Origin of the sequence: Yinghuangia sp. YIM S09857 (assembly GCF_051388915.1) — a bacterium.
Classification (GTDB): domain Bacteria; phylum Actinomycetota; class Actinomycetes; order Streptomycetales; family Streptomycetaceae; genus Yinghuangia.
Window position 1 is genome coordinate 13,960 of record NZ_JBPKBH010000033.1, and the last position, 17,706, is coordinate 31,665.

Sequence of the window (17,706 nt, forward strand, 5' to 3'; positions counted from 1 at the left end):
CGCGTGACGGTGCGGGACCGTACGAACGTCCGGGAGCTGACGCCGGATCAGGTGGGGGAACCGGCGGGGCTGGTGGTCGGCGACCTGTCGTTCATCTCGCTGGGCCTGGTGCTGCCGGCGCTGGTGCGCTGCTCGGCGCCGGACGCGGACCTGGTGCTGATGGTCAAGCCGCAGTTCGAGGTCGGCCGGGAGCGGCTCGGCGCGGGCGGGGTGGTCCGTGACCCCGCGTTGCGCGCGGAGGCGGTGCGCACGGTCGCCGCACAGGCCGCGGCCCTGGGCCTGGGCGCGCTCGGCGTGGTCGCCAGCCCCCTGCCTGGCCCCTCGGGCAACGTCGAGTACTTCCTGTGGATGCGCCGGGGCGCGCCGGACCTGGACCCGGCGGAAGTCGACCGCGCCGTCGCCGAGGGCCCCCGGTAGCCCCGATGCCCCGACCGCGCCGTCTCTCGCAGCCCGCGTCGGCAGAGCCCGACGCCGGCCGACCCTCTGGACCCCACCCTGCGCGCCCCGCCCCGGGCGGTGCGCCGCGCCTCGTGCGCCGGAGTGCGTCCCAGGGCGCCCGGCCGCCGCGGGATGACGGGGGTACGCGATACGGTCGGCCGATGCGGGTGTTCAGGGCAGCCGGGCCTCGACGGCCCTCCCAAACTCCTGGGGCGTGCCTGGTGGCGCTTCGGGAGGCCGTTCATATTGGGGTAGACGACATTCGGGAACACGGGCACGCGGGCGGTCGGAGAGCCGGTCGGCGGGACGGGCGGGCGATGGCATGACCGGGCGTACTGTCCTTGTGGTCGCGCATACCGGGCGGCCCGCCGCGCTCCGCAGCGCGCGCCTGGTGGTCGACCGGCTGGTCGACGCCGGGGTCGTCGTGCGCGTGCTGGAGTCCGAGGCCGAGGAGCTGGCGCTGCCCGGCATCGAGGTGGTGCCCGCGGAGCCGGGCGCCGCGAAGGGCTGCGAGCTGGCGATCGTGCTGGGCGGCGACGGGACTCTGCTGCGCGGCGCCGAGCTGGTGCGGGACGCGGGTGTGCCGATGCTCGGGGTGAACCTGGGCCGGGTCGGCTTCCTGGCGGAGGCGGAGCGCGAGGACCTGGGCGAGGTGGTCGAGCGGGTGGTGCGCCAGGACTACGACGTCGAGGAGCGCATGACGCTGGACGTCGTGGTGCGCACCAACGGCGATGTGGTGCACACGAACTGGGCGCTGAACGAGGCCGCGGTGGAGAAGGCCTCGCGGGAGCGCATGCTGGAACTGGTCACCGAGGTCGACGGGCGTCCGCTGTCCCGGTGGGGCGGCGACGGGGTGGTGTACGCGACGCCGACCGGTTCGACGGCGTACGCGTTCTCGGCCGGCGGCCCCGTGGTGTGGCCGGAGGTCGAGGCGCTGCTGATGGTGCCGATCAGCGCGCACGCGCTGTTCGCGAAGCCGCTGGTGGTGTCGCCGCGGTCGGTGCTCGCGGTGGAGGTGCTGCCGGAGACGCCGAACGGCGTGCTGTGGTGCGACGGGCGCCGCACGGTGGACCTGCCGCCGGGGGCGCGTGTTGAGGTGCGCAGGGGCGCGGTGCCGGTGCGGTTGGCGCGCCTGCACGAGGCGCCGTTCACGAACCGGCTGGTGGCGAAGTTCGCGCTGCCGGTGCGCGGGTGGCGCGGGGGGCCGCACGATACCCCCGACGCCGCGGATGTGTCGGAGAGCCCGGATGTTTCCCCGGACGTCGCCGTCCGGGGGGCCGAGAACCCGTAGGGTCGTCGCCGTGCTGGAAGAGATGCGCATACAGGGCCTCGGCGTGATCGAGGACGCCGTCGTCGAACTGGCCTCGGGTTTCACTGTCGTGACCGGTGAGACCGGGGCCGGCAAGACCATGGTCGTCACCGGTCTCGGGCTGCTGTTCGGCGGCCGCGCCGACGCGGGGCTGGTCCGTACCGGCCGGGGGCGTGCCGTGGTGGAGGGCCGGGTGCGGCTGGCGCCGGACGCGCCCGCCGCGGTGCGGGCCGCCGATGCCGGGGCGGAGCTGGACGAGGACGCGCTGCTGCTGAGCCGCACGGTCTCGGCCGAGGGCCGCAGCAGGGCGCACGTGGGCGGCCGTTCGGCCCCGGTGGGGCTGTTGTCCGACCTGGCCGAGGAACTGATCGCGGTGCACGGCCAGACCGATCAGCAGCGGCTGCTGCGCCCGTCCCGGCAGCGCGCGTCGCTGGACCGGTACGCGGGGGAGTCGGTGGCGAAGCCGCTGGCGTCGTATGCCCGGGTGCACAAGCGGCTGCGGGCGGTCGGCGCCGAGTTGGAGACGATCACGACGCGGGCGCGCGAGCGGGCGCAGGAGGCGGACCTGCTGCGGTTCGGCCTGGGCGAGATCGAGCAGTTGGCGCCGCAGCCGGGTGAGGACGCGGCGCTGGCGGCCGAGACGGAGCGTCTGGGGCACGCGGACGCGCTGCGTACCGCGGCGACGACGGCGCACCAGGCGTTGCTGGGCGATCCGGAGTCGGTGGTCGAGGGCGCCGACGCGGGTGCCCTGATCGGTGCGGCGCGCCGCGCGGTCGAGGCGGTCGCGGAGCACGATCCGGCGCTGGCGGCGCTCGCGGAGCGGTTGAACGAGGTCGGCTACCTGGTGGCGGACGTCGCGACCGAGCTGGCGTCGTATGCGGCCGGGGTGGACGCCGACCCGGTGCGCCTGGCGGTGGCCGAGGAGCGGCGGGCCGCGCTGACCGGGCTGACCCGCAAGTACGGTGCGGACGTCGCCGAGGTGCTGGCGTGGGCCGAGCGGTCCGCGGTGCGGCTCGCGGAGCTGGACGGCGACGACGACCGGGTGGACGAGCTGGCGGCCGAGCGGGACGCGCTGCGCGCCGAGCTGGCCGAGTTGGCGGCGGAGGTGTCGCAGGCCCGCACGGCGGCCGCGGACCGGTTCGCGGAGGCGGTGACGGGCGAGCTGGCGGCGCTGGCGATGCCGCACGCGCGGGTGACGGTCGCGGTCACCGGGGTCGACGACCCGGAGGGGCTGCCGGTGGGCGGGCGGACGCTCGCGTACGGGCCGACCGGCGTGGACGAGGTGGAGTTGCAGTTGGCCCCGCACCCGGGGGCGCCGCCGCGGGCGCTGAACAAGGGCGCGTCGGGCGGTGAGCTGAGCCGCGTGATGCTGGCGGTCGAGGTGGTGTTCGCGGGGGCCGACCCGGTGCCGACGTTCGTCTTCGACGAGGTGGACGCGGGGGTCGGCGGCAAGGCGGCGGTCGAGGTCGGTCGGCGCCTGGCGATGCTGGCGCGCAATGCGCAGGTGATCGTGGTGACGCACCTGCCGCAGGTGGCGGCGTTCGCGGACCGGCACCTGGTGGTGGAGAAGTCGAACGACGGCACCGTGACGCGGTCGGGTGTGGTGGCGTTGGACGACGAGGCGCGCGTCCGCGAGCTGTCGCGGATGCTGGCCGGCCTGGAGGACTCCGAGCTGGGCCGGGCGCACGCCGAGGAGTTGTTGGAGACCGCCGAGTCGGCGAAGCGGCGGCCGGCGAAGCAGGCGGGCGGCAAGGGGCGGCGCGCGTAGCGCGGGCGTCCCGCGGATTCCGGCGTGCCTCCCGGCTTTTTCCCGGGCCCTGGTGGGTCGGGCGTTTTGTCGGGGTTGCCGCACTCGGGGTCGGCGGTTCCCTCCGGGCGGTCACGAGGCCATAACGGCTTGGGTACGGCCGTGCACCGGGCGTTCGCGCACCGTGTGAAGGCCGCCATAGGTGCGGTCGGTACCCGCCTGACCAGGACACTTCGCATGGCAGGATGACCGCGATGAGGATTCCCGTGCTGCGCCGACGCCGCGAGCCCGATTACGAGGGCATCGCGGGTCCCGCACGGCTGGACCGCCGTACCAAGAACCTCACCAAGCGGCTGCACCCGGGCGACATCGCGGTCATCGACCACGTGGACCTGGACCGGGTGGCGGCGGAGGCGCTGATCGCCTGCCGCCCGTCGGCGGTGGTGAACGCGTCGGCGTCCATCAGCGGGCGCTACCCCAACCTCGGCCCCGAGCTGATCGTCGAGGCGGGCATCCCGCTGTTGGACGCGGTCGGGACCGGCGTCATCGGGCGGCTGCCCGAGGGCGAGTGGGTGCACATCGAGGACGACATCCTCTACCGCGGCGACAAGCCGATAGCGGTCGGCACGATGCTCGACAAGGAGTCGGTGCGCGCCGCGATGGAGGAGGCCCGGGCCGGGCTGTCCGAGCAGATCGAGGCGTTCGCGGCGAACACGCTGGAGTACATCCGCGAGGAGCGCGACCTGCTGCTCGACGGCGTGGGCGTGCCGCCGATCCGGACGCGGATGGACGGGCGGCAGGTCCTGATCGTGGTGCGCGGCTACCACTACCGCGAGGACATCGCGGCGCTGCGGCCGTACATCCGCGAGTACCGGCCGGTGATGATAGGCGTCGACGGCGGCGCGGACGCGCTGCTGGAGGCGGGGTACCGGCCGCACATCATCATCGGCGACCTGGACTCGGTGTCCGACGAGGCGCTGCGGTCGGGGGCGGAGATCGTGGTGCACGCGTACCGCGACGGGCGCGCCCCGGGCATGGAGCGGCTGCGCGAACTGGGGCTGGACGGCGTGCCGTTCCCGGCGACCGGCACGAGCGAGGACATCGCGATGCTGCTCGCCGACGACAAGGGGGCCAACCTGATCGTCGCGGTCGGCACGCACGCGACACTGGTGGAGTTCCTGGACAAGGGCCGTGCGGGCATGGCCAGTACGTTCCTGACCCGCCTGCGGGTCGGCGGCAAGCTCGTGGACGCCAAGGGCGTCAGCCGTCTGTACCGCAGCCGCATCTCGACGACGTCCCTGCTCCTGATGACGCTCGCCGCGTTGACCACGATCGCGGTGACCATCCGGGTCAGTCCGCTGGGACAGGCGTACTACCACGTCTACCAGGCGTACTGGGACTCGTTTGTCTTCTGGCTGCAAGGAATCTTCGGTTGATCGACTTTCGGTACCACGTCGTTTCCATCATCGCGGTGTTCCTGGCGCTGTCGGTGGGCCTCGTGCTGGGCAGTTCGTTCCTCGCGGACTTCGCGAAGGAGGACCTGAACAGCAAGATCGACGGCATCGCGGACGAGCGGGACGCGGAACGCGCGGAGAACAAGGCGCTGGCCGCGGAGATCGGCAAGCTCGACTCCTACATCGCCACGACCAAGCCCGAGCTGGTCGCCGACAAGCTCAAGGGCCGGTCGGTCGTGCTGGTGAACCTGCCGGACGCGGACACCGACGTCACCAGCGCGACCGCGAAGACGCTGGAGGAGTCCGGCGCGACGGTCACCGGCACGGTGTCGCTCAGGTCGAACTGGGTCGACCCGACCAAGGAGGCCGCGCTCGGCGACGCGGTCGACTCGGCCGTCACCGGCGCCACGGCCCACGACCGCGCGGCGGCGGCGCTGGCGTCCGCGCTGGTGAAGAAGACGAACGGGTCCACCTCGCCGACGAATCCGGGCGGCGCGACGCCGACCCCCGGGGCGACCGCCACGCCTCCCGCCGACCCGGGGTCGAGCCCGCCGCCGTCCGGCAGCGCGCCGACCGACGGGGCCACGACGCCGAACCCGGGCGCGACCTCGTCCCCGTCGCCGTCCGGCGGCGCCACCACCACGCCCGGCACCTCCGGCTCGTCCGGCGGCCGGGAGTCCGCGCTGGCCACGCTGAACCGCCTCAAGAGCGCCGGGTTCATCGAGATCAAGGGCAACCCCGAGAAGGGCGCCACGCTCGCGGTGGTGGTGGCGGCGTCCGGCCCGGTCAAGGCGACCGATCCGGCGCGCGCCAACTCCGTGTACCTCGGACTGTCGCGCACCCTGGACGCCGCCGACGACGGTACGGTCTTGGCCGGGGACGCCGCGTCCGCGCAGGACGGCGGCACCGTCTTCGCCCTGCGTCGTGACGAGCGGGCGATCAAGTCGGTGTCGACGGTCGACGCCGCCGACACGAACGCGGGCCAGGTCTCTGTCGACTGGGCCCTCGTGATGGAGGCGGAGACCGGGCGTGCCGGGCAGTACGGCCTGACCGGCCCGGACGGCTGGCTCCCCGAACTGCCGGAGAAGAAGCCCGAGAAGACCGGGGACCCGGGGAAGACGGAGAACACGTCGTGAGTTCGGCTCGGCGCGCGGTGCGGACCGCGCTGGTCGCGGGTACCGCGGCCCGCTTCGCGTACACCATGCTCAACCGCTTCACGCCCGGCGAGGCCGCGCTGTGGGAGCGGCGCAACCACCGCGGCGAGGTCGTGACGCTGGTCGAGGGCCCGGCGTGCGCACTGGGTGCCGCGCTGGCCGCGGCGACCGCGCCGGGGGTGCCGTCGCGGCACCGTGCGGCGGCCGCGCTGGCGACGGTGGGCGCGGCCGGTTTCGGGACGTACGACGACATGCTCGGCGCGACGGACAAGCGCGGCTTCAAGGGGCACATCGGTGCACTCGCCAAGGGCGAGGTCACCAGCGGCATGGTCAAGGTGCTGGGTATCGGCGCGACCGGCCTGGCGGCCGGGGCGCTGGTGCAGCGCAAACCGGTCGACAAAGTGCTGGCCGGGCTGGTGATCGCGGGCGGGGCGAACGTCGTCAACCTGTTCGACCTGCGGCCGGGCCGGGCCGCGAAGGTGACGCTGATGGCGGGTGCGCTCCCGGTGCTGCGCGGGTCGCGGCTGGCCGCGGCCCCGGTCGGGGCGGCAGCGGCGCTGCTGCCGGAGGACCTGGACGAGAAGGCGATGCTGGGCGACGCGGGCGCGAACGCGCTCGGCGCGGCCCTCGGCGTCGCCGCGGCGGCGGGCGCCTCGCGGCGCGGCCTGGTGGTGCGGGCCGCGGTGCTGGCCGGGCTGACGCTGGCGAGCGAGAAGGTCAGCTTCACCAAGGTCATCGCGAAGACGCCGTGGCTGCACAAGGTCGACATGCTGGGCCGCCGCCCGGTGGCGCCGCCGCGCCCGGCCCCGGTCGCCGCCGATCCGGCCGAACAGCCGGTGGCGTCGTAGGCCCCATGCCGGCAAGTCCGATCACCGGGCGGCACCTGCGGACGGCCGAGTCCACCGAACGCCCCTTGTGTGTCCCCGCGGTGGCCACGAACCCTCACCGGTTCCCACAGCCTGGCACCCCGCCTCGCGGCGTTGCAGGACCCCGCGAGTACGACCGGGTACGAGCTCGCCGGGCGATGCATTGCAGCGAACGACGAGAACCGGCGAACCTCTGCGGCCAAGGCACCGAACCCCTGGACCCGGGGCCGCGTGCCTGCGATGAAAGTCGCGCCGTGGCGGTCACTTCGGACCGGGCACCATGCCGAGTGCGCGTGCCCGGCGGCTCCGCCGGGTGGCCCTGGTGACGCCGGGAACGGGGCGACCCGACTCGGACGGCCACGGCACCCCGTCCCTCTCCCACACGACCCCGGCACCGCACCCCCGCAAGCGGCGGCTCGCCCGCGGGCTCGCCGGGGCCGCCGTGCTCATCGCGGTCCTGACCGTGCTGGCCCGGCTGGCCGGGTTCGGGCGGCAGATCGTCTTCAACGCGGCTGTCGGGCAGACGGCCGTGGGCGACGCGTACACGACCGCCAACTACGTCCCGAACATCGTCTTCGACATCGTCGCGGGCGGCGCGCTCGCGAGCCTGGTCGTGCCGCTGCTCGCGGGGCCCATCGCGCGCGGGCACGCCGACGAGACGCGGCGCACCGCGTCCGCGCTGCTGACCTGGACCGTCCTGATCCTGGTCCCGGTCACGGCCGCCGGGATGGCGCTCGCCCGGCCGCTGATGGAACTCCTGCTGCGCGACAAGGCCGACGACCCCGGCACGCTCGACCTCGCGAGCGGGCTGCTGCTGGCGTTCATGCCGCAGATCCTGCTGTACGGCCTGGCAGTCGTGTCCGCGGGCATCCTCCAGGCGCACCGGCGCTTCACCGCCGCCGCCGTCGCCCCGCTCGTGTCGAGCCTCGTCGTGGCCGCCGCCTACGTCGTCTTCGCGGCCGGGTACGACGGCGACGGCCAGGACCCGGGCGGCGTCCCGCGCGGCAGCGAACTCGTCCTCGGGCTCGGCACCACCGCGGGCGTCCTCGCGCTGGCACTGTGCACACTGGTCCCGCTGCGCGGCACCGGCGTCCGGCTGCGGCCGACGCTGCGCTTCCCGGACGGCGTCGCGCGCCGTGCCCGGCTCCTCGCGCTCGCCGGGGTCGCGACGCTCGTCGCGCAGCAACTCGCCACCGTCACCGTGCTGATGCTCGTCAACGCGCACGGGCCGGACGGCGGCGCGGTGACGTACCAGAACGCGTGGATGCTCTACTCGCTGCCGTACGCGATCCTCGCCGTGCCGATCGCCACCAGCGCCTTCCCGCGCCTGAGCGCCGCCGCGCACTCCGGCGACCACGGCTCGTTCGCGGCCACCGCCGCCGCGACGACGCGCGCGGTGCTGCTCGTGTCGTTCGCAGGCGCGGCGGTGCTGGCCGCCGCGGCCTATCCGATCGGTGCGTTCTTCGCCCGGCTGGGCGACGGCGGGACGGACCCGGTCGTCCTGGCCCGCGCGCTGGTCGCGTTCGCGCCCGGGCTCGCGGGGTACGGCCTCGTCGCGCACCTCGGCCGCGCCCTGTACGCGCGCGGCCACGGACGCGCCTCTGCGGGAGCCGTGGTGCTGGGCTGGGCCGCGGTCATCGCCGCCGACCTGGCGCTCGTGCCCAACGTCCCCGCCGACTGGACGGTGGCGGCGCTGGGCCTGGGCAACACGGTCGGCATGACCGTGGCGGGCCTGCTGCTGGTGGCCGCGACCGCGCGCACCGCCGGACGCGCCGCCCTGCACGGCGTGCCGCGCGCCGCCTGCGCCGGACTGCTCGCGGCGGCCGCGGGCGGGGCCGCCGGGGCGGCGCTCGCGGCCGCGGCGGGAACGGGCGGTACCGCACGGACGTTGATCATGGGGACCGCGGCCGCAATAGTGGGCCTGGCGGTTTTCGCCGCGTCGGCGTACGCGTCGGCGGGGGAGGACTTCCGCGCGCTGCTCCGGCGCCGGGGCGGGCGCGCGGGCGCCTCCGGCACGGACGTCCGAGACACGAAGGAGAACCGTGGCTGACGGTACGCCGCAGGAACGCGCCAGCAAGCCCGCACGCCTGCGGGCCGTCCTGGTCCTGGCCACCGCCGTGGGCGGGGCGGGGGCGCACGTGCGTTCGCTGGCCGAGGGCCTCGTCGCGCGCGGCGTCGCGGTCACCGTCGCCGGGCCCGCCTCGGTCGAGGAGCACTTCGGCTTCACCGCGACCGGTGCGCGTTTCGCGGAGGTGGCGATCTCCACGGCGCCGCGGCCGGCCGACGTGGCCGCCGTGCGGGCGCTGCGTGAGGCGTGCGCGGGGGCGCACGTCGTGCACGCCCACGGGCTGCGCGCCGGGCTGGTCGCCGGTGCGGCGGTGGGGCGGCAGCGCCCGGGCCGCCGCCCGCTCGTCCTCACGCTGCACAACGCGGTCCTCGCGACGGGGCCCAAGGGGGCGCTGACCCGGATGATGGAGGGCCGCGCGGTGCGGGCCGCCGACGTCGTCCTCGGCGCGTCCGCGGACCTGGTCGACCGCGCCCGCAAGGTCGGTGCCGCGGACGCGCGCCTCGGCCCGGTCGGCGCGCCGCAGTTGCCGCCGCCGGGCCGCGAGCGTGCCGCCGTCCGGGCCGAACTCACCAGCGCCGACCGGCCGATCGTCCTCACCGTCGGCCGCCTCGCCCCGCAGAAGGCCTACCCGGTCCTCCTCGACGCCGCGCGGGACTGGAAGCGCCTCGACCCCGTGCCGCTGCTCGTGGTCGCGGGCGACGGCCCGCTGCTGGACGAGCTCCGGACGCGCATCGACGCCGACCACCTGCCGGTACGCCTGCTCGGCCACCGCTCCGACGTGGCCGACCTGTTCACCGCCGCGGACATCGCGGTGCTGGCCAGCGAGTGGGAGGCGCGCTCGCTCTTCGCCCAGGAGGCGCTGCGCGTCGGCGTCCCGCTCGTCGCCACCTCCGTCGGCGGCACCCCCGAACTCGTCGGCGACGCCGCGGTCCTGGTGCCGTACGGCGACGCTCCCGCACTCGCCGCCGCCGTCGCCGACCTCCTCGACGACCACCGCAAGCGCGAACTCCTCACCGAACTGGGCCGCCAGCAGGCCGAGACCTGGCCCGACGAACGCGCCACCGTCGAACAGGTCCTCAGCATCTACGAGGAACTCGGGCCCCTCTGACGGGTTTTGCGCCTGTTCCTGCCGCGTATTCGTGCCAGAGGGGCCCGATAAGCGAAACGATCTCCTACACCTGGCGCGGGCCCGCCGCCGACGCCGAGATGCCGGACCTGGTCCGGTCGCACGGCGGCAACGCCGTCCCCGGCTGGCGGGACCGGACCCGCCCCCACGGCCTCGGATGGGTGGCGGCCCGCGCGGCGGCATGGCTGCACGTCGAATTCGAGCCCGGACTACGCGACTTCCGCTTCGCGGCCTGCGGCCTCCGACGGACGCGGGCTGATCCGCCATCCACCGGAAGGGTGACGCCGCCACCGTGGTGTCCGCCGTCCGGCCGCCTGCCGTCGGGGACGCGTCCGGCCGCACCGCCAGTAGCATGCCGCGCCATGGACTCGCGTAATTCCGGGCGCTTCGTCGTCGCAGGTGTGGCGGCGGCCCTGCTGCTGGTCGTCGCCTTCGGCAACCAGTGGCTGTGGGAAGACCTGTTGGGCAAGGACCTCGCGGACGACGACTCCGCCTCGCACGTGCTCATGTGGCTGAACACGCCGCACTGGATCGTGGACCGGAGCGGCCCGTTCGCGAGGTTCGAGGCGGCGGACGTCACCGGCTGCCTGGTCGGCGTCGCGGCGCTGCTGGGCACCGTCGCCGTAGTCCTCCTCTCGGCCACGCGGCGTCGGGATTTCAACCCGCTGATCTCGGGGTGGTTCTCGCTCGTGGCGGGCGGCGCGGCGTACTGCGTGTCGAACTACCTGGTGTCCGGAATGCCCGGTGGTACAGGGGCCGGTGCGTCCTCGGACGACCGAACCCTCGCGGCGGGCCTGGACGTCATCGCCGCGGGCGCCGGATACGGCCTGCTCGCGGGCTGGTTCGTCGGCATCGTCGCCGCCTTCGCCGCGGCGGGCGGCGGCCTGCGCACCCTTTTCGCGGCCACCCCGGCCCCGGACGGGGCCGCCTGGGCGGCCGCGCAGCCGACGTACGCACCTGCGCAGCCGCCCCACACGCCCGCGCCCCACACGCCCGCGCCGTACGCCTCCCCTCGGCTGCCCGTCCAGGCACCCCCGCCCGCCGCCCAGCCCTCCGCGCCGCCTGCGGCGCCGCCGAGCCCGCCCGCGCCGCCTCGGGCCCCCTGACCGTCGGCCCGAACTCCTCCAACCCGGGACGTCGCCCTCAACCGATCCCCTGCCGGTCCGGCTGGAGTGCGAACGCGCGGTCCTCGGGCGCGTCCGGATACGCGGCCCCGACGGCCGCCCGCAGCTCCGCCCGCTGCCGTTCCAGGGGCGCCCTGCGGTGCTCCGGCGCGATCGCCAGAAGGTCGTCCAGCGACGCCGCCAGGCGCCGCGTCACCTGCGGCGACCCGGCGCCGAACAGCCGCGTCTCGGTGTATGCGAGGTCCACCACGTCCGACCACTCCGGCACCGCCTCGATCACCCGCACGGCCCCCTTCCGGTCGCAGTGCGCCCGTGTGCCCAGCGGCAGCCGCACCGCCGCGACCAACAGCATGTGGATGCGGTCGAACGCGTGCACCGCCGTCGTCGGGTCGTTCACCGCCGACGACAGGGCCCGCGCCGCGATGTCCGACAACTGCCGGAAGCCGAAGGCGAAGTCCTGGTGCATCGTGCGCTCGGTGCCCATGTGCAGCGTCCTGGCCAGCTCGTACGGCGGCGGAACGCGGCCGCCGCCGTACACCTCGACCAGCGGCGTGCCGTTCACGAGGAAGTCGCCCACCCGGGGGACGAGCTTGACGACGCAGTCGTGCCGCCGGGCGACCCGCGCGAGGCGGTCGACGTCCGCGTACCGCAGCACGCCGCCCGACCCCCAGTAGTCCACGACGGCGACCGGCGGGCCGTCCAGCCGGTACTCCGCGCCGCGTTCGAGGTACCAGAGCTCGCGCGAGGTCTCGCCGGCCACCGTGGCGATCACGTGCGTGACGCGCATCATGCGCAGCGTCGAGTCGACGTACACGACGAACAGCACCAGGCACGCGATGACCAGCCCCATGGCGATGAACGACGAGATGAACGGCTTGGCCTCCTCCGCCGTGAAGCGGCCCTTCTGCACCCGCAGCGCGAACAGGAAGGTGCACAGGAACAGCGCGAAGGTGGTCTTGGTGACGCGGTTGCGCACGTACAGCCGGATGACGCGCGGCGTGAAGCCGGACGCCATCTGGAGCGCCACCAGCGTGATCGAGAAGACGACGCCGATGAACGTCAGCATCGCCGAACTGATCGTGCCGATCACCGTCGCGCCCGCGCCGCCGACGTTGTCGATGTACTCCAGCAGGCTGCTGTCGTCGGAGTCCACGGCATGGTCGTGGATCTCCGCGTCGATCGTCAGCGTGACGGTGGCCAGGAAGAACCCGCACACCAGCCCGACCACCGGGCCGAGCAGGAACGAGTCCCGCAGCCGCTCCCGCAACGTCGGAAACGCCATCCGCCGCGGCGCCCGGGGCATCACCCCCCACTGCGGCGCCGGCACCCGGACAACCCCCGCCCCACCCGCCGCCCCGTCACCCACCCCGTCGCCGACCCCGTCACCCATGCCCCCATTAGGACACGCCCCGCCCGCCCGAGCCCCACGCAACTACTCCACCGGAGCCCCCACCTACGACAAATGAGTGAGAGGGCCGGCACGGCCGCCGCGCGGGCGGGTGCTCGCGTCCGCCGCCGGGTGTTCCGACGCCAACCCGTTCACCGCGGGGTGGTTCTCGCTGCTTGCCGGCGGCGCTCCGCACAGCCTCACGAGCCACCTGATCTCGGGCATGCCCGGCGGACCCGAGCCCGGTTCGGCGACCGACGAGCGGTCTCCGGCCCGGGCACCGGACGTTCCCGCGGCCGGTGGCGGATACGGCCTGCCGGCAGGGTGGTTCGCCGGCATCGTCGGCGCCCGCGTGGAGATGGCGGCGGCGCGGGCGGTGGAGTCCCGGTTATGACCGTTCGCGGGCTCGGGCCTCCGGGTGTTCGGTGCCCGCTGCCTCGGGTGCGGCCGTCGTGGTGGCCGCCGCCGGTGCGTGTTCGGTCTCTGCCTGCTTCTCGGCCGTCGCGCCCGGGGACTCCAGGTGGCGGCGGGTGTTGCGGTGGGTGTTGGGGATGTCGGGGTTCTGCTGGTCCTGCTGCCAAAGGGTGGTGAGGCGCAGGGCGGTGTCGATGAGGGGGACGTGGCTGAAGGCCTGGGGGAAGTTGCCGACCTGGCGCTGGAGGCGGGGGTCCCATTCCTCGGCGAGGAGGCCGAGGTCGTTGCGCAGGGCGAGGAGGCGTTCGAACAGTTCGCGGGCCTCGTCGACGCGGCCGATCATGGCCAGGTCGTCGGCGAGCCAGAAGGAGCAGGCCAGGAAGGCGCCCTCGTCGCCGGGGAGGCCGTCGAGGCCGATGCCGTCGCCGTGGGTGGGGTAGCGGCGGACGAAGCCGTCCTCGGTCAGTTCGTGCTGGATGGCCTCGATGGTGCCGACGACGCGCTTGTCGTCGGCGGGCAGGAAGCCGACCTGGGGTATGAGCAGGAGGGCCGCGTCCAGTTCGCGGGAGCCGTAGTACTGCGTGAAGGTGTTGCGCTCGGCGTCGTAGCCGTACTCGCACACCTCGTGGTGGATCTCGTCGCGGACGGTGCGCAGGTGGTCCAGGGTGGCCTCGGTGGCGCCGGTGCCGTCGAGGCTGTCGGTCTCCAGCATGCGGATGGTGCGGTCGACCGCGACCCAGGCCATGACCTTGGAGTGCACGAAGTGGCGGCGCGGGCCGCGGACTTCCCAGATGCCCTCGTCGGGGGTGCGCCAGTGGTCCTCGACGAAGTCCATCAGGCGCAACTGGAGCTGGTGCGCGTTGTCGTGGCCCTCCATGCCGGCCAGGCGGCCGTGGTGGAGGGCGTCGACCACCTCGCCGTAGACGTCGAGCTGGAACTGCTCGGCGGCGGCGTTGCCGATGCGGACCGGGCTGGAGTTCTCGTAGCCGGGCAGCCAGGTGGCCTCGTACTCGGTCAGGCGCCGTTCGCCGCCGACGCCGTACATGATCTGGAGGTTCTCCGGGTCGCCGGCGACCGCGCGCAGCAGCCACTCGCGCCAGGCCTTGGCCTCCTCCAGGAAGCCGGTGCGGACGAGGGCGGAGAGGGTCATGGCGGCGTCGCGCAGCCAGGTGTAGCGGTAGTCCCAGTTGCGGACGCCGCCCATGTCCTCGGGGAGGGAGGTGGTCGGGGCGGCGACGATGCCGCCGGTGGGGGCGTACGTGAGCGCCTTGAGGGTGATCAGCGACCGCACCACGGCGTCCCGCCAGGGGCCGCGGTAGGTGCAGCGGTCCACCCAGTCCTGCCAGAACCGCTCGGTGTCGTCGAGGACTTCCTCGGCGTCGGTGGTGAGCGGGGCGTCGACGTGCGAGGGCCACCAGTTGAGGATGAACGCGTGGCGCTCGCCAGGGCCGACGGTGACGTCCGCGTACGTGGTCATGCCGCGGCCGTACGCCTCGGCCTTGCTCTGGAGCCACACCGAGTCGGGGCCGGCGACGGCGACGGTTCGCCCGTCCGGGTGGCGCCGCACCCAGGGGACGACCTTGCCGTAGTGGAAACGCATGCGTATCTCGGAGCGGACCGGCACGTGCCCGGAGATGCCCTCGACGATCCGCACGATGGTGGGCGCGCCGATCAGCTCGTCGGAGGGCGGCATGAAGTCGATGACGCGGACGGAGCCGCGCGGGGTGTCCCACTCGGACTCCAGGATCAGCGAGTCGCCCCGGTAGCGGCGCCGGGTGGCCTGTCCGCCGGAGAGGGGCGCGATGCGCCAGTAGCCGTTCTCCTCGGTGCCCAGGAGGCCCGCGAAGACGGCGGGGGAGTCGAACCGGGGGAGGCAGAGCCAGTCCACGGAGCCGTCGCGGGCCACCAGGGCCGCGGTCTGCATGTCCCCGATGAGGGCGTAGTCCTCGATGCGATTGCTCACGCGGAATCCGTCCTGCCGACGTACGGCCGTCGCGCTGTTCAGAGGCGGGTGTGCTGTTCAGGAGGGGTGTTCGGCGGATGCCGCTCATATGACCTGGCGAACGGGTGCCGAAGAAGTGCCGAAGGGTGGTGAAGAAGCGGTGCCGGGGGTGTGTTGTTGCGTGGGGGTGCTGTTCACCGGGTGAAAAGCGAAAGGCCGTGCGTATGAGATATTTCGGGGTCGTCCGCCGGGCGCTCCGCCGGCCCCGGCGGTCGCTGCGGACCCTTGATCAGGGTAGTCCACGCGCGTCGGTGATGAGACCCGCTCCGTGACTCTGCGTGGCCTCCGTGAGGGACTTCACCCTCAACTGTCAGGTTTTCCCGCTATTTGTGAGTGCGTTGGGAGTGCTCCTGGGCTGCTCCGGTCACGCTCCGAATATGCCGGATCGTCCTGCGTGGTGGTGGCCTCGCCTACGGGACGTTGTCGCCGCTCGCTGTTACTCTGGTCTCCCGTGGACTTCTAGGGACTCTCCAAACCTCTTTGTCGAGGTGGCCTCGTTGTGTGGCCTCTTTGTGGAGGTGGAGCCTCCCCGTCGAATTCCCTCCTCGAATCACGACCCACGGGAGCCCCTCCTTGGCAGTGCCCCAGACGCCCGGCAGTCCGACGCACGGCGCGCGTTCGTCGATCCGCACCCGGCCGACCAAGCACCTTTTCGTCACCGGGGGTGTCGCCTCCTCGCTCGGCAAGGGGCTCACGGCATCCAGCCTCGGCTCGCTGCTGAAGGCCCGAGGCCTGCGGGTGACGATGCAGAAGCTCGACCCGTACCTGAACGTGGACCCGGGCACGATGAACCCGTTCCAGCACGGCGAGGTCTTCGTCACCAACGACGGCGCCGAGACCGACCTGGACATCGGCCACTACGAGCGCTTCCTCGACGAGGACCTGCACGGCTCCGCCAACGTGACCACCGGCCAGGTGTACTCCTCGGTGATCGCCAAGGAGCGCCGCGGCGAGTACCTCGGCGACACGGTGCAGGTCATCCCGCACATCACCAACGAGATCAAGTCGCGGATCCGGCAGATGGCGACCGAGGACGTCGACATCGTCATCACCGAGGTCGGCGGCACGGTCGGCGACATCGAGTCGCTGCCGTTCCTGGAGTCGGTGCGGCAGATCCGGCACGAGGTCGGCCGCGACAACGTGTTCTTCCTGCACGTCTCGCTGCTGCCGTACATCGGCCCGTCCGGCGAGCTCAAGACCAAGCCGACCCAGCACTCGGTGGCCGCGCTGCGCTCGATCGGCATCCAGCCGGACGCGATCGTGCTGCGCGCCGACCGCACGGTCCCGGCGGACATCAAGCGCAAGATCTCGCTGATGTGCGACGTCGACGAGGAGGCCGTGGCCACGGCGATCGACGCGCCGTCGATCTACGACATCCCCAAGGTGCTGCACGCCGAGGGGCTGGACGCGTACGTCGTGCGCCGGCTCGGGCTCAACTTCCGCGACGTCGACTGGTCCACGTGGGACGACCTGCTGCGCCGGGTGCACCAGCCGGAGCGCGAGGTCACGGTCGCGCTGGTCGGCAAGTACATCGACCTGCCGGACGCGTACCTCTCGGTCACCGAGGCGATCCGCGCGGGCGGGTTCGCGAACAACGTGCGCGCCAAGATCAAGTGGGTCACCTCGGACGACACCGCGACCCCCGAGGACGCGGCGCGCGAACTGGCCGACGCCGACGCGATCTTGGTCCCCGGCGGCTTCGGCGACCGCGGCGTCGAGGGCAAGGTGCAGGCGCTCAAGTACGCGCGCGAGCACCGCGTCCCGACGCTGGGCATCTGCCTCGGCCTCCAGTGCATGGTCATCGAGTCGGCCCGCTCGCTCGCGGGGCTCGACGGCGCCAACTCGCTGGAGTTCGACGAGAAGACCCCGCACCCGGTCGTGTCGACGATGGCCGACCAGCTCGACATCGTGGCGGGCCAGGGCGACCTGGGCGGCACGATGCGGCTCGGCGAGTACGAGGCGAAGTTCGCCGAGGGCTCGATCGCGGCCGAGGTGTACGGCGCGGACCACAGCTTCGAGCGGCACCGCCACCGCTACGAGGTGAACAACGCGTACCGCAAGCAGTTGGAGGCCACCGGCATGGTGTTCTCGGGGCTGTCGCCGGACGGGCGCCTGGTCGAGTACGTCGAGCTGCCGCGCGACGTGCACCCGTACTTCATCGCCACGCAGGCGCACCCGGAGCTCAAGTCGCGCCCGACGCGCGCGCACCCGCTGTTCGCGGGGCTGGTCGCGGCGGCGGTGCGCCGGGTCACCGGCGCGGACGGCGTCCTGGACGCGGACGGCGGCACGGGGCGCGAGGCGGCGGAGGTCGCGGGCTGACGCGGCGGGGCCCCTTACCGGGGCACCCCCTCGCGGAGGCACCCCCTAGCCGAGGCATCCCTCGCAGGGGCGCCCGAAGCGCTCGTGCGGATCCGATACCGGGCGCAATGTGCACCCGGAGCGGGGGGGGGGGGGGGGGGGGNCTGACGCGGCGGGGCCCCTTACCGGGGCACCCCCTCGCGGAGGCACCCCCTAGCCGAGGCATCCCTCGCAGGGGCGCCCGAAGCGCTCGTGCGGATCCGATACCGGGCGCAATGTGCACCCGGAGCGGGGCGGGACCGGAAAGCCGGTCCCGCCC

At 73.8% G+C, this 17,706-nt stretch carries 12 protein-coding genes and 1 pseudogene; 11 read left to right on the forward strand and 2 right to left on the reverse strand.

From position 1 onward, the window contains the following. From ACRX5S_RS39395 to ACRX5S_RS39435, 9 genes are all read left to right on the forward strand, one after another. On the forward strand, nt 1–417 hold a 417-nt coding region (locus tag ACRX5S_RS39395; RefSeq protein WP_436778098.1), incomplete at its 5' end, for an SAM-dependent methyltransferase. Nucleotides 418–760: 343 nt separating this feature from the next. Next, nucleotides 761–1,729 carry an NAD kinase gene (locus ACRX5S_RS39400; protein WP_436778099.1) on the forward strand — a complete coding sequence of 323 codons (969 nt, stop codon included), beginning with the start codon at nt 761–763 and terminating at the stop codon, nt 1,727–1,729. A gap of 22 nt (nt 1,730–1,751) precedes the next feature. Further along, complete coding sequence (gene recN, locus ACRX5S_RS39405) at nt 1,752–3,515, forward strand: DNA repair protein RecN (RefSeq protein ID WP_436778130.1); 1,764 nt, start codon at nt 1,752–1,754, stop codon at nt 3,513–3,515. 233 nt (nt 3,516–3,748) lie between these two features. Beyond that, complete coding sequence (gene steA, locus ACRX5S_RS39410; protein WP_436778100.1) at nt 3,749–4,930, forward strand: putative cytokinetic ring protein SteA; 1,182 nt, start codon at nt 3,749–3,751, stop codon at nt 4,928–4,930. After that, nucleotides 4,927–6,084, forward strand: a complete 1,158-nt coding sequence (locus tag ACRX5S_RS39415; RefSeq protein WP_436778101.1) for a copper transporter — start codon at nt 4,927–4,929, stop codon at nt 6,082–6,084. The genes steA and ACRX5S_RS39415 overlap by 4 nt, the downstream gene beginning before the upstream one ends. After that, nucleotides 6,081–6,950 (forward strand): hypothetical protein, encoded by an 870-nt coding sequence (locus ACRX5S_RS39420; RefSeq protein ID WP_436778102.1) that lies wholly within the window; start codon nt 6,081–6,083, stop codon nt 6,948–6,950. The genes ACRX5S_RS39415 and ACRX5S_RS39420 overlap by 4 nt, the downstream gene beginning before the upstream one ends. Nucleotides 6,951–7,248: 298 nt before the next feature. Then, entirely contained in the window at nt 7,249–9,018 is a 1,770-nt protein-coding gene (gene murJ / locus ACRX5S_RS39425; protein ID WP_436778103.1) for a murein biosynthesis integral membrane protein MurJ, read from the forward strand. Then, complete coding sequence (locus ACRX5S_RS39430; protein ID WP_436778104.1) at nt 9,011–10,144, forward strand: glycosyltransferase family 4 protein; 1,134 nt, start codon at nt 9,011–9,013, stop codon at nt 10,142–10,144. Before murJ ends, ACRX5S_RS39430 begins: the two co-directional genes overlap by 8 nt. A 380-nt stretch (nt 10,145–10,524) precedes the next feature. After that, a complete protein-coding gene (locus ACRX5S_RS39435) occupies nt 10,525–11,268 on the forward strand; it encodes a hypothetical protein (RefSeq protein WP_436778105.1) in 744 nt (247 codons plus the stop codon). 37 nt (nt 11,269–11,305) lie between these two features. Here ACRX5S_RS39435 and ACRX5S_RS39440 read toward each other — a convergent pair whose 3' ends face one another. Beyond that, entirely contained in the window at nt 11,306–12,568 is a 1,263-nt protein-coding gene (locus ACRX5S_RS39440) for a DUF2254 domain-containing protein (protein WP_436778106.1), read from the reverse strand. A gap of 184 nt (nt 12,569–12,752) precedes the next feature. Here ACRX5S_RS39440 and ACRX5S_RS39445 point away from each other — a divergent pair, with 184 nt between their 5' ends. Continuing rightward, nucleotides 12,753–13,067 (forward strand): hypothetical protein, encoded by a 315-nt coding sequence (locus ACRX5S_RS39445; protein WP_436778107.1) that lies wholly within the window; start codon nt 12,753–12,755, stop codon nt 13,065–13,067. Between the two features lie 192 nt (nt 13,068–13,259). Here the strand turns inward: ACRX5S_RS39445 and ACRX5S_RS39450 are convergent. Then, nucleotides 13,260–15,050: pseudogene (locus tag ACRX5S_RS39450) on the reverse strand (glycoside hydrolase family 15 protein); the annotation flags it as partial. 618 nt (nt 15,051–15,668) lie between these two features. Here ACRX5S_RS39450 and ACRX5S_RS39455 point away from each other — a divergent pair. Continuing rightward, a complete protein-coding gene (locus ACRX5S_RS39455) occupies nt 15,669–17,408 on the forward strand; it encodes a CTP synthase (protein ID WP_436778131.1) in 1,740 nt (579 codons plus the stop codon). Nucleotides 17,409–17,706: the final 298 nt, after the last annotated feature.